The sequence below is a fragment of the Filimonas effusa genome (assembly GCF_004118675.1).
GTDB classification, from domain to species: Bacteria; Bacteroidota; Bacteroidia; order Chitinophagales; family Chitinophagaceae; genus Filimonas; species Filimonas effusa.
This window is the reverse complement of record NZ_SDHZ01000002.1, coordinates 1,581,606-1,599,806: the sequence shown is the minus strand read 5'-3', so window position 1 is coordinate 1,599,806 and position 18,201 is coordinate 1,581,606. Positions and strand designations below refer to the sequence as shown.

The following is an 18,201-nucleotide window of genomic DNA, read 5'->3' as shown; positions in this document are numbered from 1 at the left end:
ATGCTTTCACGCCTTCAATGCTTGTACCTGTTAACCGCTTTCATTGTTTTTTCACTTGATAGCAGCGCTCAGTTGAAATTGCCAGCCCTGGTAAGCGATAACATGATTCTGCAGCAGAACACTCCCGTTCGTATCTGGGGATGGTCTATACCAGGTCAACAGGTAACCGTTTCCTTTCAAAAAAAACAATACAAAACAGTAACAGGCGCCAATAAAAAATGGGAACTGATGTTACCCGCCATGAAAGCAGGCGGCCCCTATCATATGACCATTAAAGGCCCTGATGAGATCACAATACATAACGTCCTCATAGGAGAAGTATGGGTTTGCTCCGGTCAGTCTAATATGGAATTTCCTATGAGCCGTATCAAACACCTTCATCAGGCCGATATCATAAAAGCTTCCACCAGCCCTATCCGTGAATTTTCAGTAAAACAACAATATAGCTACGTTCCCGTTAGCGACGTACAGGGCGCTTGGCAGCAGGCAGGCCCGCAAACGATTGACGGTTTCTCGGCAGTAGGTTTCTTCCTCGCATTTCAGTTATATGAAAAATACAAAGTACCGGTAGGTATTATTCATTCCAGTTGGCCCGGAACGCCCGCAGAATCATGGATCAGTGAAGAAGGCCTCAAAGATTTCCCGCATTACATCCAGCAGGCACGCCCTTACCACAACACAGCTTATGTCGACAGCCTCCTGAAAAGAGACAAAGATGTTTCCAATGCCTGGTACGCCAATGTCAATAAACACAACAAAGGCGCTAAGGAAGAACAGGGCTGGCAACCCGTCAGCTTTCCCGGTTATTGGGAAGATCAGGGACTAGCCGGATTAGATGGACTGGTATGGCTGAAAAAACAAATTGATGTCCCCGTAAACAGCGCAAAAAAAGAAGCTGTTCTTGAACTGGGACTTATCGACGATATTGACTCCACTTTTGTCAATGGAAAGTTTGTGGGTTATAGTAATAACAAATACCTGCCCCGCCGCTACCGCGTACCCGCAGGGCTATTAACCCCGGGATTAAACACCATAACAATAAGAGTGATCGACAATGAAGGAAAAGGAGGTTTGGCCCCAGGTAAACACTACGGGTTGATAACAGGAACAGATACGCTTTCTCTTTCCGGTCAATGGCAGTATAAAGTAGATTACGCATCCACACCTCTGCCCGTGGCAACATTTACCCGCGTGTTCTATAAACCGGAATGTTTGTATTACGGAATGATAGAACCTATTACTCCCTATACAATCAAAGGCGTAGCATGGTATCAGGGCGAAGCAAATGCCGGAGGCGCCAAAGCCTTTGAATATCGCCGTTTGTTACCGGCAATGATCAGGGAATGGCGTGCTAAATGGGCACAGGGTAACTTCCCCTTCCTCATAGTACAACTTGCCAATTACATGGATCCCAAACCTCAACCTTCTGCAAGCGGATGGGCAATGTTGCGTGAATCCCAGTCTGTTATTGCATCAACAGAACCAAATTGCGGCCTCGCCATTGCTATAGATATTGGGGAACAATACGATGTGCACCCCTTCAACAAGAAAACCGTAGGCAAACGCCTCGCCCTTCAGGCGCAAAAAATCGCCTATGGCGATCAGACAACAGTTGTCTCCGGCCCCACATACAAATCAATGCAGGTGAAAGGAGAGGAGATCGTGCTCGCCTTCACCAATACCGGCAGTGGCTTAATGGCAAAGAATGGCAGCCTCAAACAGTTTGCTGTTGCAGGAGAAGATAAAAAATTCGTCTGGGCCAACGCTGTCATAAAAGGAGATCAGGTGGTTGTCAATGCACCGGAAGTAAAAAAGCCGGTTGCCGTTCGCTACGCCTGGGCCGATAATCCCGAAGGCTGTAACCTTTACAACAAAGAAGGATTGCCGGCGTCTCCGTTTAGAACAGATAAATGGGAGAAATAACGCTTCATGGCATGATTATTTAGGTTCTTACTATGCACTAAATCTACAAGCTATGGTAGAAACCTTGAAAATACACGGCAAAGATGTATGGGTAGTAGTAGAACCACAGGAAACAGGACACGGACATACTATTCCCGCAGAATACTTTACAGCATATTATAATCTTGAAGATCCGGGAGCTTATAGCAGCACACACGAACCAGGCAAAGAACCCGGAAAGCCATTCAAAGACGAACACGACGAACCCAAAAAGTTCTTATCGCCCGTCGAAGCGATGGAGTATGCTGCAGAACAACTGCCAGCTATGCTAAACAGTTGATCTTCCGGTGCGCTTCTATTATTTATAATACTGTCTTCGGGACTGACATAACGCTGTCAGTCCCGCTTTTTTATTTTGTGTTTCAACTAAAGAAATGATGAACCAAATGGAAAAGACAGTCCTCACCAAAACATTGAAAAATTATTACAAAGCAAAATCAAAACCAGAACTGGTAACGCTTGGCAGTGCTCAGTATGTTTCCATAAGAGGAAAAGGAGACCCCAATGAGGTACCGTTTTCAAACAAGGTCCAGGCGCTCTATACCGTAGCCTTCGGCCTTAAATTCATTTATAAGGAACAGGACCTGGATTTTGTGGTACCTAAACTGGAAGGCCTGTGGTGGTTCGATATTGAAAAATATGGACAGGTTAACCTCGCCGAAGCCCCCAATGCAGTGCCCCGCAGCGAATGGGAATACCGCCTGCTAATTCAGATGCCGTCATTTGTTTCTGTAAGATCACTCCGCGAAGCAGTTGACAATGCCGTTCACGAAAAAGGAATAAAACTGGCAGCAGAAGTGGAATGGTATAAAATGGCAGGTGGAAGATTTGTACAAATGTTACATACAGGCCCGTTTAATACAGAACCGGAAACGCTGAAACAAATAGAATGCTACATGCGCGAAAACGGCTTGCAGAAGAACAGGCTGCATCACGAAATCTATCTCTCCGACTTCAGACTTACCGCTCCCGAGAACTTTAAAACAATACTGCGGGAACCCATAAAATAGGGATACGATTTTTTTCGCCTGTATTGCTGGTGTATAAATATTATTTACTTTAGTCATATCATTGTTGCTTTACGAAACGCAGAGACTATTGTTATAATCACAATCCTAACCATTACATCTCATTATGGGTCTATTTGACGGTTTTTTTAAAAAGAGAGAGACTATTGAAGATTCTGACAACGGCGTTCCGGGTCCTACCTTTCTCGACGGTAAGGTAAAATTGGTAGAGAACCCCGTAAAATTACTCAGCCACGAATGGAGAAGGCAACTGCAACTCAGTAACCACCTTTTCAAGATCAGGTATTACGGTGTCTTACACGAAGAGTATAAATCAATTATCGCCAGCACCGATTTCGCAGCGCCATTGGTAATTGCAATAGAAATGGGCACAGGCAAAGAAATTGTACTGTTCGATGGATGCAAACACGGCTACAACGCTATGTTCTGCTATACGCATACACCCGAACAACTTGCCCGCAAAGCAGATACATACTATACCGACGTCGATGGAAACGACGCCTTCGAAATATTCATCTCTACCTATAACGGTATCGATTATGATGAAGAATTTTCAAAACAATTGAACGCAAAAGGACAGCTCGAACTGGCCAACGGAGAATGGGTGAACTTCGATACCGTAAAACGTAATGGCTTCGATGGCATCCAGATCCGCGTTAAAAGCCGCGCAGGAAGATCTTCTCTTATCATTTCTGAAGAGTTAGCTTAATATTTACCCCCAAACGAATAATCCCCTCTTGTTTTCAGGACTGGGGATTTTTTTATTACCACCTACACACTAATTTCGCCCAATGAAAAAGATCGCTTTCATCCCTGCGCGTTATTCAGCATCCAGGTTCCCCGCCAAACTTATGCAGATCCTTGGCGATAAACCTGTTATCCAGCATACATATGACAATACAGTCGCTACTGGTCTTTTTAATGAAGTAGTCGTCGTAACCGACAGCTCCGTCATCTTTGATCAGATCAACGCCAATGGTGGCAAGGCCGTAATGAGCAAAAAGGAACATGAAAGCGGTAGCGACCGCATCGCCGAAGCAGCTGCAGAGATGGATGTGGATATCATCATCAACGTTCAGGGCGACGAACCCTTCGTTAAAAAAGAACCACTCCAGAAACTGTTACAGGTCTTCGAAGGACAAAAAGGCGAAAAGGTTCAGGTAGCAAGCCTTATGCAGGTGCTCAAAGATCCTGAACTGGTAAAAGACCCCAACTACGTAAAAGTAGCGATCGACAAAAACAGCAATTCTCTGTTCTTCAGCCGTTCAGTGATTCCTTACCCCAGGAACAAAGAAATAGAAACACACTATTACGAACATATCGGCGTATACGCATTCCGTAAACAAGCCCTGCTCGATTTTACCAGCTGGCCAATGACACCGCTCGAAGCCGCTGAGAAGATCGAATGCCTCCGTTATCTTGAAAATGGTATCCCGTTAAAAATGGTAGTGGTCGATTATATGGGAGTGGAAATAGATACACCCGAAGATCTGATAAAGGCTGCCGCCTACCTGAAGCAATAATAAAAACATGGCATGCGTTAGGCCGGCGCATCTTGGTCGCTGAATGCCGGAACGATAACCCACTCTGTTTCCATAAGCATTGACTATAGAGTTGAATATCCTTCTCGAGATGCCGCTTGGCTGGCGTTTTTTTAAATAGCTTTGTAGCTATGTCCTCATTAACGCTAACGCTCATTCAAACCGCCCTTCATTGGGAAAACAAGCAGGCCAACCTGGCTATGCTCGAAGAAAAGATTACGGGCATTAAAGAAAGAACGGAGATCGTTATCCTCCCCGAAATGTTCAGCACAGGGTTCAGCATGCAACCCGAACGATGGGCCGAGAAAATGGACGGCCCCACCATTACCTGGATGCGGCGTATGGCACAGCAGCAACGTATCATCCTCACCGGCAGCGTTATCATCGAAGAAAATGGAAACTACTACAACCGCCTTATCTGGATGTTACCAACCGGCGACTACGGCTGTTACGATAAAAGACACCTTTTCGCCTACGCCGGCGAACACGAACACTATACCCCCGGCAACAAAAGGCTTATCGCCAGCGTCAAAGGCTGGAAAATAAACCTGCAGATCTGCTACGACCTGCGCTTCCCCGTATGGGCGCGCCAATCACCCGAAGGTACCCGCGATACCGCTCCCGAATACGATCTGCTCATTTATGTAGCCAACTGGCCCGAAAAAAGAAGCCTCCCCTGGAAAACGCTCCTCCAGGCCCGCGCCATCGAAAACCAGTGTTTTGTTGCCGGCGTAAATAGGGTAGGAGCAGATGGAAACGGATTTGCACACAGCGGCGACTCTATGCTTATCGATCCCCTCGGCAATAGCATCTTCCATAAACAGCACGACGAAGCAGTAGCAACCTTCACACTGCAAAAAGAAAACCTGGAACAGGTACGCGCTCGTTTTCCATTCTGGAAAGATGGCGATACCTTTATCCTGTCACATGGAGAATAAAACAATAGCCTATACCGCCCGCTCGGTCTTCACCGGTACCAATATGCTGCAACACCACGCTGTTGTAGTAAACCATGGTTTTATCGAAAGCGTGCTCCCTATGGTTTCAGTACCAAAAGGTATCCGCATACATGATTTTGGCGAAGCCGTTATCGCACCGCCTTTTGTCGACCTGCAACTCTATGGCGCGGCAGGACGGCTCTTATCCGAATTCCCCGACTCCTCCACACTCGATGCTATTGTCGAAGAAGGCCGCAAAGGCGGAACCGCCTATAGCCTGCCTACAGTAGCAACACATAGCTACGATGTTATCTTCCGATGTATAGATGCAGTCAGGTCTTATTGCAACGAAGGGAAAAAAGGCATTCTTGGCCTTCATGTCGAAGGCCCCTGGATCAATAAACTGAAAAGAGGGGCGCATGTCGAAAATCTTATCTTCACCCCCTCTATAGAGCAGGTGCAGGAATTACTCAACTATGGCGGCGATGTCATTCGTATGATCACACTGGCTCCCGAATTATGCAGCCGCGAGATCATCGCACTCATCCGCTCTCATAACATAGTAGTATCGGCAGGGCATAGCAATGCCACTTACCAGCAGGCCAACGAAGGTTTCGCCGCAGGTGTGGAAGTGGTAACGCACCTCTACAACGCCATGAGTGGCCTGCTACACCGTGAACCCGGCCTCGTAGGCGCAAGCTTTGAACACGAAGTGGCCAGGGCCAGCATCATCCCCGATGGCTTCCACGTCGACTTTGCCGCCGTACGTATCGCCAAAAAGATCATGGGCGAAAGATTGTTCGTGATTACGGATGCTGTTACCGATACCTCCACAGGGCCCTACCGCCATGAGCGCGAAGGCGATAAATTCGTTGCAAACGGCGTCCTCAGTGGCTCGGCGCTTACAATGGTAAAAGCCGTTTATAATCTCGTGAACCATGCCGATATCCCCCTGTCCGAAGCCCTGCGCATGTGTAGCTTGTACCCCGCAAGACTACTGAATATGGTCGATCATAAAATGTTGCTTAAAGCTGGTTACGCGGCGGAATTTGTCGTATTGGATGAGGATTTGTCCTTATCAGCGTTTTTATAGTTTCTATCTTGATGTCTATCCCTTCCCTGATAGCAGCAGAAGAAGGTGGTATCGGAAGATCAGGACGAATGCCTTCCCCCTTTTCATAAGCAGCGGAATTCAATACAACGCGATATAGTGGCAACACTATCTGCATACCGGTATAGGGAAGTTGTATCATAGGCAGGTGAACCGAGTTGTTGCCAAAACTGCCGCCGCCGGTTTCTTCTCCCGTTGTTATTACGTTCTGCTGTCCCTTTAAATGCGATACCACCATGGCGGCTGCAGAAAAAGTAAAACCTCCGTGTAACACATATACCTGGCCGTTGAAATGATGACGCCGCCCGGGTTGAAACGTATGCCGCTCATAAAATCCAAAATGATAATTGCCGTCTTTACGCTTATGACTGGTTAGCTGCATCGTTAACCAATACACCCATTTGGGATGTATATAACGCCCGTACTTCAGGCTGCGGCTTTGCGCAAATACACTGTCGGCAACCTTGAAAGGATGGTCTGTCAGGTAACGGATGAAACGGTTGCTCACACCTATATTGCCGCCGCCATTCTCACGTAGATCTATCACCAGGTTGCCAATACTGTCTTTAGCTAATTGCTTGAACGACTGGCGGAAGAACCGGCGTAACTGCCCACTGCTGAACGTAGCTACCCGCATAAAGGCGGTGTTCAATGCCGTATCCGTATAAATACTGCGTTTGCCTGCCAATGCAGCTTTGCGGATTTCCCTGCGCGTTAACGGCGGTTGCTGTGGAACGATAGGGCGTATGGTTCTGGGACTGTCAGGCTTCAATATGAAGTTGGGTAACAAAGTACTGCGTTGCACACCGTTATCGTCGATATAACCCACCAGGTAGCTGCTGTCTGTCCCGAATGCATTCTGGTAATGAGCGCCAAAATTGAATGAAATGAGCTGGCTCTTGAAATTATAGGCATAGCCGTCACTGCCTATGAATCGCGATAAAGAATCGATGATTTGACGCGGACTGAACCCATTGATAGAAGTGATGATAGTCCCGCGTTTGATAGTACTGTCTTTTCTGATAAGGTTCTGCATCACTACCAGGCTGTCATCCCAGGTCTTGATACTTAAAGGAAACCGGGGACTATGTCGCTGACGCAGAGATGCGTCAGTATATTTTTCGGGAAACCTGATGGCAGTATGTCCGCATTTGATAGCGCTGATAACGGCAGCTAATCTATTTCTATACTGCGCCAGGGTCAATGAATCGGTAATGCCTGTTTTTAAATCCCGGAACAAATGATCCATGCTATCCTTGGGAGTGAACAGGTATAAACTGGGATGGTTGGCTTCCAGTATCTTTTCCAGTAAGGTAACCTCTGCCTGCAATTGTTGCGGGGCCCATTTCTGTTGCAGGATGTTTGTGGCGTTCCTGCGCGTAGCGCAGGAACTCATACAAACTACTATCATTAGAGTGAAAACCTGCAGGGCAGGCCGCCGTCTCATCCTCATGCCTGAAATAGGTTATTGCTGTTTACTTCTGAAAGGCATTCCAGCCCTGCGCATTGATATCGTGTAAATTACCGCCCTTGGTAATGAACTTACGACCCTCTTCTTCATCGGTCATATAGCCGATTACTGCAATCTCCTCTTGTAACGTGATTTTGTCGTAGTCATCCTGGCTCATAGTGAAAATAAGCTCGTAATCTTCACCGCCGTTCAGCGCACATACAGTCGGGTCAAGACCAAACTTGAATGCCGCCTGCCGGGCCTGCGGCGCTATCGGTAACTTCTCTTCATAAATCCTGCATCCTAAACGACTCTGACGGCAAAGATGTAATACCTCGCTGCTCACCCCGTCACTTACATCCATCATAGCCGTAGGTGTAATATCCTGCTGCTCGAAAAACTCGATGATATCTTTGCGTGCTTCAGGCTTTAACAACCTGCCTACAATATAATCCTCGCTTTCAAGATCCGGCTGTACCTGCGGATTTTCAAGGTATATCCTTTTCTCCCTTTCAAGCAGGGTAAGACCCAGGAAGGCCCCACCCACATTGCCCGTTACACAAATAAGATCGCCTTTCTTCGCCGTGCTGCGCTTTACAAAGCGGTTGGGAGCAACTTCGCCAATTGCCGTAACGGAAATAATAAAGCCCTTTTGAGAGGCCGAAGTATCACCTCCTATCAGGTCAACGCCATACTTCTGGCACGCCGCAAATACCCCCTCGTAAAACTCGTCAAGAGCTTCCACGCTAAAGCGGTTGCTGATGCCGATGCTCATAGTGATCTGGGTTGGCATCGCATTCATGGCATAAACATCACTTAAATTCACCACTACACTCTTGTAGCCAAGATGTTTCAGCGGAGTATACATAAGATCGAAATGAACCCCTTCTATTAAAAGATCGGTAGTGATAACCGTTTGTTTACCAAAATGATCGATCACGGCAGCATCATCGCCTACACTTACCACTGTCGACGCTTGCTGCGTCTCGAAATTCTTGGTCAGATGCTCTATCAACCCAAACTCCCCGAGGGAAGCAACTTCTGTTCTTTCTTCCATAAACTTTTTTATATGATGCCTGCTATACCGGTCCGGGCAGGAAATAGTGCTGCAAATAGGGAATCCGGAATGCAAAACAACGTAAATGTATCGAAATTACCGCCCCGTCCCAACCCGCGGTACAGTTACATTCCGCCGCCTGATACCCGCACTGCGCAGGCTTACTGCGTCTGAACGCTCCCGCCAGGCATAACAATAACAGCATCAGTGATCTACTGATGCTGTTACACTAGGCTCTTGCTAAAGAAATGATCGCTTTGTTACTACAACTCTCCTCCGTTCACTACCGCTAACAAGGCGTCATGAATTTTGCCGTTGGTGGCGCATATATGTGGCTGGTAGGGACTGTAACGGTTACCTTTGAAATCGGTCACCTTTCCGCCAGCTTCTTCCAGTATGAGGAAACCCGCGGCGCTGTCCCAGGCCTGTAACTTATGTTCATAGAACCCGTCGAAACGACCGGCGGCTACCCAGCAAAGATCAATGGCGGCACTGCCTAAACGGCGTACGGGAATGCCTTTGCGTATCAGCTTGGGAAAAATATCCAGGGGCCCGTTAGGAGCATCCAGGTAAGTGTAAGGGAAACCAGTTACCAGGCAGCTGGTGAGCAGGTTGTCCTTTTGGCTCACGCCTATAGGCTTGTCGTTTAAGGTGGCGCCCTTTCCTTTTTCAGCAAAGAAAAACTCCTGCATAAAAGGATTGTAAACAACCCCCATTAACATCTCTCCGTTTTGTTCTACCGCAATACTTACACAACAAATAGGAATACCGTTCGCGAAATTGATAGTCCCGTCGATAGGGTCGATGATCCACTTATACTCCGATTCCTGTACCAGGGTACCTTCTTCTTCACTTAATATCTGGTGATCCGGAAATTGTCCGCGAATCACAGCTATAATAGCTTGTTCACTTTTGAAATCGGCTTCTGTAACTAAGTTGTTCAGACCTTCTTTGTTGCTGATGGTAAATGTGCCGTTGAAGTATTCTTTGAGAACTGCGGCTCCGGCCTCAGTGGCCTTGTATAATGTTTCTTTGAGCATGCCACAAAGATAATAAGTTCAAAACGCCACTCCCCCCAACTTAACGAAAGCTTAGCCTATAAATAGCTTTCTGCGTACTTGGCAGTAGCGTAAAGACGCTTTTACAGGAAAAGGCCTGAAAAATAGCTGATTACTACCCCCTTGCGGTGAATAAACAGTATAATCTCCGCATTTAATGCGGAGATTAGAGACTAAGTAGCTGATATTTTCACGTAAGGGAGATTTTTAGAAAATCTGCAATTGCCGCATTAGGAATAAGACTTAACTTAAGAAATCCCGGAAAAAGAAAGTTCACAAAATGTGAACTTTTGGAAGAAAAAAACTAGCTTTGTTATGAAAGTTCACCTGATAAGAAAGGAAACGATCGAGGCTTTTTCTAAGAAAAACGCTCAAAGCCGGATAGGATTTAATGAGTTTCTTGCCAAACTGAAATATGCAGACTGGAAAAGTCCGGCTGATATGAAAGATACTTTCCCTGCTACAGATTTGTTAGGAAATGGTTCAGATAGGGCTATTCTTGACATTGGTGGCAATAAGCATAGAATGCTTGTGAAATACGCCTTTGGCGACAAACAAGTTCATTTATTTATTTGCTGGATTGGAACACATGCAGAATATGAAAAACTCTGCCGCAAAGATGAACAATTTAGTGTTAATCAATATTAACTATAGGACATGGAAACACTTAAATATAAAGTCATTACCAGTAAAGGTCAGTATAAACAATACTGCGATCAATTAGAGTCCCTTGTCTTTTTATCCTTAAAAGATAAGAATGTAAAAGATGAGATTGCTTTGCTGACTGTACTTATTGAAAAATGGGATGCAGAACACAATAGTTTTAATCAGGTTGATCCAATTAAGTTACTTCATTCTTTTATCAGGGATCACAACTTGAAAGCGAAAGATCTGGTAGACATTTTAGGTATAAGTAAAGGTTACATTTCAGATATTCTGAACTACAAAAAGGGACTTTCAAAAGAGGTGATAAGGAAGTTGTCCGTTTATTTTAAAGTATCTCAGGAGGCCTTTAATCGTCCTTATAAATTAGTTGTGTCAGAAAACAATCACTTAAAAGGTGTCAGTGCAATAAACACTAAAAAAGAGCTTGAAATTGCCTGATTAGATTCTGAGTCTTTAGTTCATACTATTCCTCACCCCAACGCCGCCTTCGCCAGCCTCTTCGCCGCCGTCTCCAGCGTCGAAGCTTTCTTCGCAAAGCAAAACCGCAATACCTTGTGGTCTCCGTTGCTGCGATAAAAAGCCGATACCGGAATAGTAGCCACCCCCGCCTCCTTGGTAAGCTTGATAGCAAAATCCCGGTCAGGCATATCCGTCATATGACCATAACTGAAACACTGGAAATAACTGCCATGCGATGGCAAAGGCTTGAAACCCGTTGGCTCCATCAGCTGCAAGAAATAATCTCGCTTATGCTGAAGAAATTGCCCCAGCGATAAATACGCCTCCTCATACTGCAGAAACTCCGCCAGCGCCACCTGCACAGGTGTATTCGAAGAAAAACTGTTGAACTGGTGTACCTTCCTGAACTCCGCCATCAACGCCGGTGAGCTTATACAGTAACCCAGCTTCCACCCCGTACAATGATAGGTCTTGCCAAAAGAAAAACATACAAAACTACGCTCCAGCAACTCGGGATACCGGAGTACACTTTCATGCCTGATATTATCAAAGATCAGGTGCTCATACACCTCATCACTTACAATGAAAATATCAGTGTCGCGCGTCACATCCTGCAACTGCTGCATGTCGTCAGCAGAAAGCACACTGCCCGTAGGATTATGCGGCGAGTTGATAATGATCATCCGCGTCTTGGGCGATACCTTCTGTTTCACCTCCTCCCAGGGAATCGAATAACTCGGATATCGCAATGGAATAAATACCGGAACAGCGCCATTAATAACAATATTGGGAACATAACTGTCATAAGCCGGCTCAAAAACAATAACCTCATCACCCGGTTGTAATACAGTGGTAATGGCAGTATAAATAGCATAAGTACCACCAGGGGTAATGGTGATCTGCGTATCAGCGTTAATATTGGCCTGGTATAACTTCGCAGCTTTCTCAGCGACCTTCTCCCGCAACGGCATAAAACCACTCGTATGCGCATACTGGTTAAAACCGTTTTTCATCGCCTTGTTAACCAGGTCCGTAAGCTGACTGTCCATCGGGAAATCAGGAAACCCCTGGCCCAGGTTCACCGCATTATAACTCGCCGCAAGCTGGCTCATCACAGTAAATATAGTAGTGCCTACATCCGGCAGCTTTGAAATTAGTTTGGTCACAGTTACGGTTTTAATAAAAATAAATCCTCAGCCCTGAACTTCACCTCAAAAGAAAACAGCCATTTCTATCTCCATAAATGCTGCTATCACCTATTCCGTTATCGCTTTCACCTCCGGATCATCCGCAATGGCATTCATCTGCTTCAATATCCATTGCGACTTCCAGGCTACCCAGCGGCTGGCAGGCTTAACAGTATATTTCTTAGGGTTAGGCAAACAGGCAATGATCTTGGCAGCCTCTGCACGTGTAAGGTTCTTGGCAGGTTTGCCAAAATATTGCTGCGCCGCAGCCTCTATACCAAAGATCCCCGGCCCCATTTCAATACAATTAAGATATACCTCAAGTATCCGCTTCTTACCCCATATCCATTCCGATAATTGTGTAAAATAAAACTCAGGCAACTTACGCACATAACGCATAAAGCCATTGCCTTGCCATAGAAATACATTCTTCGCAGTCTGCTGACTAATAGTACTTGCTGCGCCGCCACGTACCCGCTTCTTGTTTTTGGGAACCGTAGATAAACTCTTTTCAAGCGACTTCCAGTCAAATCCGCCATGGTCAGGAAAAAGCTGATCCTCACTGGCAATAGCAGCCAGCTTAACATTCGGAGATATCTCGTCCCAGCTCACATAATCACGCTTTAAACCGTAGCCGCCAAAAACAGCTCCAATCTGTGTCATGGTAATGGGAGGAAATACCCACTTCAAAAGAATAAGGTAAACAAAGGAAGTAAGGAACATCCAGAAGGTAATGCGTAAAAACCAGCGCCAAAAGGTTCTCATGCGGTAAAGATAAGAACCACAAACCGAGTTATACAACTACATCGCTACATATTGAATACGGTATTTTTTCCCGATGCGGAACTCAGGCTTATAGGCCCATCCCAGTACAGTCCCAAAAGCATATACCCCCGCGGCAGTAAGCAGCTTCGGAAGGTTCTCCGAACCAAATAAAGGGTCAGCATTCTTTCCCAGTCCATTCACCACATTTAATCCTATATAAGCCGCGCCGGCTATCTTAAACAACAGCCCGTTCTTTATAAATCCCCAGCTCTCGCCCTCTTTTGGCATTGCATCTATCTCCGAAAGCGCAAGCCGCCTGTAACCAAACGTTACCGTATCTATCTTGCTGCCAAAACCCGTTCCTATAAGCTGAATACGTTGATCCTTCATCCACATCGAGTCGCGTGCGATCTGAACAACAGAACCCTCAACCCACTGACCAGTATTAAGCCGGAAATTGATATACGATCCCGCAAAATAATTACGGATGGTCTTATAACGCTTCTTGAAAATGATATAGTCGCGGGAAGTAGTAGGTCCGTGAGGAAAGCCCGTTTGCGCAACCAGCGAACCTAAAGACAAGAACAGCAAAAAAAGTAGCAGCATTTTTTTTACCATAAGTAAAACTAACCGATAAACAACTTGCTTGCGCTTCACGAATGTTAAAGCCGCCCTAAAGCCGCATTAAAGCCGTCTTGAAGCCGCTCATAAGCCGGCGCTATTAATGGCTGCTTTAGGCAGCGATCTAATGCGCAAGCGGCGCATTCGTAAGTATCCGCCATGCAAGCACCACCCCAAAGCCAATCATGATTAAACCCGAGATCCGGTTGATGATATGTATGTTATGAGGCGTCAGCTTCGAACGTATTTTATTCGCCCCAAATACCTTCAGAACATCGGAGAACAACACTAGTAATAAACACGTCGAAAATACGATAATGCGGTATTGTATAGGATGAACCTCAAGCTTCGCATCCGCAATAATAGACGCCGCCGCCGCAAACCAGAATATAAATACTCCCGGATTCAGTGTATTCATCAAATAACCCGAAAAAAAGATCCCCGCAAGGTCCCGCTTGCGGAATACCTTCGTCGTAACATCAGCGGTAGCAGCTACCTCCGACTTCCTGAAAAAACAATTATAGGTCCCCAGGCATACAAGAAAGATACTTCCCGCAATACCTATCAAACGCTCATGGTTCATGGCCGATTGAAAAAGAGCCGAAAACAAATTGCAGATCAGTACAATCGTAACATCACTCGCCGATACCCCGGCAATAAAGAAAAAACCTCCCTTATGACCGTTATTAATACTCTGCTTTATAATGGAAAAGATAACCGGGCCTACCGAAATACACAATAACAATCCCAACGCCATCCCCTTTATGAACGCAGCAATAACCATATTATACTAGCTCACCTTTTAAAAATTTCTTCCAGTCTTCCAGCATCTTGCCCTTCAACACCCTCGGAAACTTATGCTGACCGCCAACCTTGCCTTTGGCATGCATAAATCCCATAAAACGGTCTTCAGGCAACACATCCAGGAACACCTCTTTGAGAGCACTCTTACGCTCAACCGCATAGTCGTCGTTCAACTGCTTCAGCTTTTCATCAATTTTTGTACACAGGAGTTTCGGATCAACAGCATCATCACACGCTACATACCAGTGATGACAAAAGAAACTGTCATAAGGTTCACCCACAACAGTATATTCTGGAATAGAAATATTGAGCTCTTCACCTACCATCTGAACCGCCTTATTCATATTGTCAACACTCAAATGCTCTCCAACAAGACTCAGAAAATGTTTCGTACGGCCGGTAATAACTATCTCACACCTTTCCTTATCGGTAAAACGAATGGTATCACCTATCAGGTAACGCCATGCACCTGCAGTAGTGCTTATCAGCAAGGCATAATCCTTCCCTTCCTCCACCTCATGTATCATCAGCGCATTCGGACTGTCGATCATATTGCCGTCAGCATCAAAATTGATATGATCAAAAGGCACAAACTCCAGGAAAATATGCTCACTCGTAACCAAACGCATACCTTTCGCATGCGGCCTGTCCTGGTAAGCAATAAACCCTTCACTCGCCAGGTAGGTCTCTATATAAATAATAGGCTTGCCAAGTAACTTCTCAAAACCTTTCTTATAAGGCTCAAAACTTACACCGCCATGAACAAAAAACGCAAGGTTAGGCCATATATCATGAATGGTCTTCAGATTGTACTTCTCGATGATCATCTCCATACACATCTGGATCCACGCAGGTACACCCACAATAAATCCAATATCCCACTCAGGTGCCTTGGCAACTATCTCCTCCAGCTTCTTATTCCAGTCACGCTGACGCGCAATCTTCTTCCCCGGTTTGTAAAAAGGCTGAAACCAGAACGGCGCCTTACGCGCAGTGATTCCACTAAGATCACCCGCATAATAGCCAGGCCCCTTTTCCAGCTCCGTGCTCCCGCCAAGCGTAAGCCACCCCTTGCCAATAGATTTAACCGGGATGTCTGTATAGTTACGTAAACTAAATAATTGCTTGATCATCACCATCTTATTCCCCCTTAACAGGTCGTTGGTGATAGGTATATATTTACTCGCAGCTTCACTCGTACCACTGCTCAAAGCATAATACTTGATCTTCTTGGGCCAGCACACACCAGGCTTCCCCTCAAGGGTCTGATGCCACCACTCCTCATAGATCTTATTATAATTATAGGTAGGAACCAACTCCTGGAAACGCTTTCCCGGATCCTTGGCCATTAATATCTCATCAAAACGATACTTCTGCCCAAATTGGGTGAACCTCGCCTTCCGCAATAACTTCTTTAATACCCTAAGCTGCTGACGGCGTGGGTTATTCTGCGGCAAGCGAAGTGCCCTGGCAATACTGGCTGGAAGTTGGATGTCAAAAATAGCCATTCAGGCAACTCGGTTTACTGATTTGAAAAGCGCGAATCTACAGGAAATTAAACGATTAAAGCTACTCATTCCTGACAACTTATGTATCAATAATAACGATAACCTTAACTTTTTGTTATGCTGGATTATCGATACATTTGCATTTATCAATACGTTTTATGACAGTCAATATTAAGCAGGTGGAAAAGATTTCGAAGGCGTTGGGTGATGCAAACCGGCTCAATATCCTGTTTTTTATCGCCCGTAAAGGCGGTTGTGGTCAGTGTTCTGAATTGCAGGATGTCCTCGATTTGGCACAACCCTCTGTTAGCCATCATATTAAGATCCTCATCGAAGCAGGCTTGATTGAACCGGAAAAAGAAGGACGCAACCACAAATATACCCTCAATGCCGAGGTCCTCGATGGATACCTCGCTTGCCTGGGTAAACTCAAAGGGGAATAAAAACTCCTTTTTTTTAAAACTAATAGATCGAAGATTTTAAATATATCGATTCGTCGATGCAAACAAACAATCACATATCCATTCTAAACAGTTGACAGATGAGTGCTAAACTACCTTTTACGCCTTACCAGTTAGGGGATATTACATTGACAAACAGGTTCGTCATGGCGCCAATGACACGCAGCCGCGCCATAAATAACCTCCCTAATACATTAATTCAGGAGTATTACAGCCAGCGTTCAACAGCAGGACTGATCATTACCGAAGGCACCGCCCCCTCACCCGATGGCCTCGGGTATGCCCGCATGCCCGGCATCTATTCCAACGAACAGATCGCAGAATGGCGCCAGGTAACAGACGCTGTCCATAGGAGAGGAGGTAAAATATTCGTCCAGCTCATGCACACCGGCAGGGTAAGTCACCCGCTTAACATGCCCGCTGGCACTCAGGTTTTGGCGCCCTCCGCAGTGGCATGCAACACCGAAGTATGGACCGATTCCGATGGTAGCCAACCCTTACCGGTTCCACATGAAATGACACCCGGAGACATCACCGCCACACAGGTTGAATTTGTTCAGGCCGCCCGTAATGCCATCGCAGCAGGCTTCGACGGCGTGGAATTACACGCCGCCAACGGCTACCTGCTCGAACAGTTCCTCGCACCCTCCAGTAACCAGAGAACCGACGATTACGGTGGCAGCATCACCAACAGGGCACGCTTTGTCCTCGAAATAGCACGCGCCGTAAGCAAGGCAATAGGTGCGCGCAAAACTGCCGTACGACTGTCGCCATACGGCACGTTCAACGACATCGCTCCCTACGCCGAAACTGAGGAAGCATATTCCTACCTGGCCGAAGAACTGCAAAAGCTCGACCTCATCTATCTACACCTCGCCGATCAGGGCAATGCCCCCGAATCAATCAGGCGTATCATCAGGCAGAAGTTCCGCAACACGCTCATCCTCGCCGGCGGCTACGACCTTGAACGCACCGAAGAAGCATTGAACAGCGGTTTCGCCAACCTCGTAGCTTTCGGAAGACCTTACATCGGTAACCCCGATCTTACCGAACGCTACCGCAACAACTGGCCACTGGAAAAAAACATCGACACCACTACTTTCTATTCAGCCGGTGCAAAAGGATATACCGATTATCCCGCCTATCAGCTCGAAGAAGTAGCGCAGTTAGTATCATAAAATAAAAGAGGCTGTATCGGAGAGCAAAGTGTAGAAGGAATAGCATGTGACAGAAAGGAAGGCATAGATAGAATGGAATTAACCTCGGCACAGGACCTGGAACTAAGATGTATAGAATGAAAAAAACCGGATAAGTGCGTTTGAAATGTGTGTCCCGGAACGAGAGAATAGAGGTGATAGACCGGGTGATGAACAGTTCGCAGCAAATGAAGAAAAAGCAGAAGTGATAGAAGCAATGCTGTAACTCAGATGGGTAAAAAACAGGAAAGGTCCTGTAGTCTCTGTGTAAACTTTTGAGGATGGAAGTTGGGATGATGAAGCAAACAGGATCAGCGGGAGAAAGATGAGGTGAATCAGGCTGAGTGAAAACGCAAAATCTTGTAAGCGGGAATGGAAATGCTTGTGAA

The 18,201-nt window shown here is 46.1% G+C and carries 19 protein-coding genes; 11 read left to right on the top strand and 8 right to left on the bottom strand.

Annotated features, from left to right (window positions below; all coding sequences use genetic code 11):
- The 7 genes from ESB13_RS17655 to nagA all read left to right on the top strand — a co-directional run bounded on the left by ESB13_RS17655 (nt 1) and on the right by nagA (nt 6,562).
- Complete coding sequence (locus ESB13_RS17655) at nt 1-1,923, top strand: sialate O-acetylesterase (RefSeq protein WP_129004945.1); 1,923 nt, start codon at nt 1-3, stop codon at nt 1,921-1,923.
- A 52-nt stretch (nt 1,924-1,975) separates the two neighbouring features.
- Entirely contained in the window at nt 1,976-2,242 is a 267-nt protein-coding gene (locus ESB13_RS17650) for a hypothetical protein (protein ID WP_129004944.1), read from the top strand.
- 106 nt (nt 2,243-2,348) lie between these two features.
- Nucleotides 2,349-2,972, top strand: coding sequence for a GyrI-like domain-containing protein (locus ESB13_RS17645; RefSeq protein WP_129004943.1), 624 nt, complete (start codon nt 2,349-2,351; stop codon nt 2,970-2,972).
- A 124-nt stretch (nt 2,973-3,096) separates the two neighbouring features.
- A complete protein-coding gene (locus ESB13_RS17640; RefSeq protein ID WP_129004942.1) occupies nt 3,097-3,699 on the top strand; it encodes a hypothetical protein in 603 nt (200 codons plus the stop codon).
- 82 nt (nt 3,700-3,781) lie between these two features.
- Entirely contained in the window at nt 3,782-4,513 is a 732-nt protein-coding gene (gene kdsB / locus ESB13_RS17635; protein WP_129004941.1) for a 3-deoxy-manno-octulosonate cytidylyltransferase, read from the top strand.
- 149 nt (nt 4,514-4,662) lie between these two features.
- Entirely contained in the window at nt 4,663-5,469 is an 807-nt protein-coding gene (locus tag ESB13_RS17630) for an amidohydrolase (protein WP_129004940.1), read from the top strand.
- The gene (gene nagA / locus ESB13_RS17625) at nt 5,459-6,562 is read left to right on the top strand and encodes an N-acetylglucosamine-6-phosphate deacetylase (protein ID WP_129004939.1); all 1,104 of its coding nucleotides are present in this window, start codon (nt 5,459-5,461) and stop codon (nt 6,560-6,562) included. Before ESB13_RS17630 ends, nagA begins: the two co-directional genes overlap by 11 nt.
- Here the strand turns inward: nagA and ESB13_RS17620 are convergent.
- The 3 genes from ESB13_RS17620 to ESB13_RS17610 all read right to left on the bottom strand — a co-directional run bounded on the left by ESB13_RS17620 (nt 6,495) and on the right by ESB13_RS17610 (nt 10,127).
- Nucleotides 6,495-7,976: a S41 family peptidase gene (locus tag ESB13_RS17620; protein WP_164974259.1), complete on the bottom strand. Its 1,482-nt coding sequence runs from the start codon at nt 7,974-7,976 to the stop codon at nt 6,495-6,497. The genes nagA and ESB13_RS17620 overlap by 68 nt on opposite strands.
- Nucleotides 7,977-8,055: 79 nt before the next feature.
- Nucleotides 8,056-9,087, bottom strand: coding sequence for a thiamine-phosphate kinase (thiL, locus tag ESB13_RS17615; RefSeq protein ID WP_129004937.1), 1,032 nt, complete (start codon nt 9,085-9,087; stop codon nt 8,056-8,058).
- 263 nt (nt 9,088-9,350) lie between these two features.
- Nucleotides 9,351-10,127 carry an inositol monophosphatase family protein gene (locus tag ESB13_RS17610; protein WP_129004936.1) on the bottom strand — a complete coding sequence of 259 codons (777 nt, stop codon included), beginning with the start codon at nt 10,125-10,127 and terminating at the stop codon, nt 9,351-9,353.
- Between the two features lie 333 nt (nt 10,128-10,460).
- On the opposite strand from ESB13_RS17610, the gene ESB13_RS17605 reads away from it, so the two are divergent.
- On the top strand, nt 10,461-10,793 hold the full coding sequence (locus tag ESB13_RS17605) for a type II toxin-antitoxin system HigB family toxin (RefSeq protein ID WP_129004935.1): 333 nt from the start codon (nt 10,461-10,463) through the stop codon (nt 10,791-10,793).
- A 9-nt stretch (nt 10,794-10,802) separates the two neighbouring features.
- The gene (locus ESB13_RS17600) at nt 10,803-11,249 is read left to right on the top strand and encodes a helix-turn-helix domain-containing protein (protein WP_129004934.1); all 447 of its coding nucleotides are present in this window, start codon (nt 10,803-10,805) and stop codon (nt 11,247-11,249) included.
- Nucleotides 11,250-11,281: 32 nt separating this feature from the next.
- On the opposite strand, the gene ESB13_RS17595 is transcribed toward ESB13_RS17600, so the two are convergent.
- The 5 genes from ESB13_RS17595 to ESB13_RS17575 form a co-directional block, all read right to left on the bottom strand.
- Nucleotides 11,282-12,436 carry a methionine aminotransferase gene (locus ESB13_RS17595; RefSeq protein WP_129004933.1) on the bottom strand — a complete coding sequence of 385 codons (1,155 nt, stop codon included), beginning with the start codon at nt 12,434-12,436 and terminating at the stop codon, nt 11,282-11,284.
- A gap of 90 nt (nt 12,437-12,526) precedes the next feature.
- On the bottom strand, nt 12,527-13,222 hold the full coding sequence (mtgA, locus tag ESB13_RS17590; protein WP_129004932.1) for a monofunctional biosynthetic peptidoglycan transglycosylase: 696 nt from the start codon (nt 13,220-13,222) through the stop codon (nt 12,527-12,529).
- A 36-nt stretch (nt 13,223-13,258) separates the two neighbouring features.
- On the bottom strand, nt 13,259-13,828 hold the full coding sequence (locus ESB13_RS17585; RefSeq protein ID WP_129004931.1) for a hypothetical protein: 570 nt from the start codon (nt 13,826-13,828) through the stop codon (nt 13,259-13,261).
- 139 nt (nt 13,829-13,967) lie between these two features.
- On the bottom strand, nt 13,968-14,627 hold the full coding sequence (locus ESB13_RS17580) for a LysE family translocator (RefSeq protein ID WP_129004930.1): 660 nt from the start codon (nt 14,625-14,627) through the stop codon (nt 13,968-13,970).
- A 1-nt stretch (nt 14,628) separates the two neighbouring features.
- Nucleotides 14,629-16,155 (bottom strand): GH3 family domain-containing protein, encoded by a 1,527-nt coding sequence (locus ESB13_RS17575; protein WP_129004929.1) that lies wholly within the window; start codon nt 16,153-16,155, stop codon nt 14,629-14,631.
- Nucleotides 16,156-16,313: 158 nt separating this feature from the next.
- Between ESB13_RS17575 and ESB13_RS17570 the strand changes: the two genes are divergently transcribed.
- Nucleotides 16,314-16,598, top strand: a complete 285-nt coding sequence (locus tag ESB13_RS17570) for an ArsR/SmtB family transcription factor (RefSeq protein WP_129004928.1) — start codon at nt 16,314-16,316, stop codon at nt 16,596-16,598.
- Between the two features lie 98 nt (nt 16,599-16,696).
- Nucleotides 16,697-17,794 carry an alkene reductase gene (locus tag ESB13_RS17565; protein WP_129004927.1) on the top strand — a complete coding sequence of 366 codons (1,098 nt, stop codon included), beginning with the start codon at nt 16,697-16,699 and terminating at the stop codon, nt 17,792-17,794.
- Nucleotides 17,795-18,201 lie beyond the last annotated feature (407 nt).

What these genes read in the sequence shown, in the direction of transcription:
- ESB13_RS17655 (WP_129004945.1), top strand. Translation starts at nt 1, where the DNA reads ATGCTTTCACGCCTTCAATGCTTGTACCTGTTAACCGCTTTCATTGTT.
- ESB13_RS17650 (WP_129004944.1), top strand. Translation starts at nt 1,976, where the DNA reads ATGGTAGAAACCTTGAAAATACACGGCAAAGATGTATGGGTAGTAGTA.
- ESB13_RS17645 (WP_129004943.1), top strand. Translation starts at nt 2,349, where the DNA reads ATGGAAAAGACAGTCCTCACCAAAACATTGAAAAATTATTACAAAGCA.
- ESB13_RS17640 (WP_129004942.1), top strand. Translation starts at nt 3,097, where the DNA reads ATGGGTCTATTTGACGGTTTTTTTAAAAAGAGAGAGACTATTGAAGAT.
- kdsB (WP_129004941.1), top strand. Translation starts at nt 3,782, where the DNA reads ATGAAAAAGATCGCTTTCATCCCTGCGCGTTATTCAGCATCCAGGTTC.
- ESB13_RS17630 (WP_129004940.1), top strand. Translation starts at nt 4,663, where the DNA reads ATGTCCTCATTAACGCTAACGCTCATTCAAACCGCCCTTCATTGGGAA.
- nagA (WP_129004939.1), top strand. Translation starts at nt 5,459, where the DNA reads ATGGAGAATAAAACAATAGCCTATACCGCCCGCTCGGTCTTCACCGGT.
- ESB13_RS17620 (WP_164974259.1), bottom strand. Translation starts at nt 7,976, where the DNA reads ATGAGTTCCTGCGCTACGCGCAGGAACGCCACAAACATCCTGCAACAG.
- thiL (WP_129004937.1), bottom strand. Translation starts at nt 9,087, where the DNA reads ATGGAAGAAAGAACAGAAGTTGCTTCCCTCGGGGAGTTTGGGTTGATA.
- ESB13_RS17610 (WP_129004936.1), bottom strand. Translation starts at nt 10,127, where the DNA reads ATGCTCAAAGAAACATTATACAAGGCCACTGAGGCCGGAGCCGCAGTT.
- ESB13_RS17605 (WP_129004935.1), top strand. Translation starts at nt 10,461, where the DNA reads ATGAAAGTTCACCTGATAAGAAAGGAAACGATCGAGGCTTTTTCTAAG.
- ESB13_RS17600 (WP_129004934.1), top strand. Translation starts at nt 10,803, where the DNA reads ATGGAAACACTTAAATATAAAGTCATTACCAGTAAAGGTCAGTATAAA.
- mtgA (WP_129004932.1), bottom strand. Translation starts at nt 13,222, where the DNA reads ATGAGAACCTTTTGGCGCTGGTTTTTACGCATTACCTTCTGGATGTTC.
- ESB13_RS17585 (WP_129004931.1), bottom strand. Translation starts at nt 13,828, where the DNA reads ATGCTGCTACTTTTTTTGCTGTTCTTGTCTTTAGGTTCGCTGGTTGCG.
- ESB13_RS17580 (WP_129004930.1), bottom strand. Translation starts at nt 14,627, where the DNA reads ATGGTTATTGCTGCGTTCATAAAGGGGATGGCGTTGGGATTGTTATTG.
- ESB13_RS17575 (WP_129004929.1), bottom strand. Translation starts at nt 16,155, where the DNA reads ATGGCTATTTTTGACATCCAACTTCCAGCCAGTATTGCCAGGGCACTT.
- ESB13_RS17570 (WP_129004928.1), top strand. Translation starts at nt 16,314, where the DNA reads ATGACAGTCAATATTAAGCAGGTGGAAAAGATTTCGAAGGCGTTGGGT.
- ESB13_RS17565 (WP_129004927.1), top strand. Translation starts at nt 16,697, where the DNA reads ATGAGTGCTAAACTACCTTTTACGCCTTACCAGTTAGGGGATATTACA.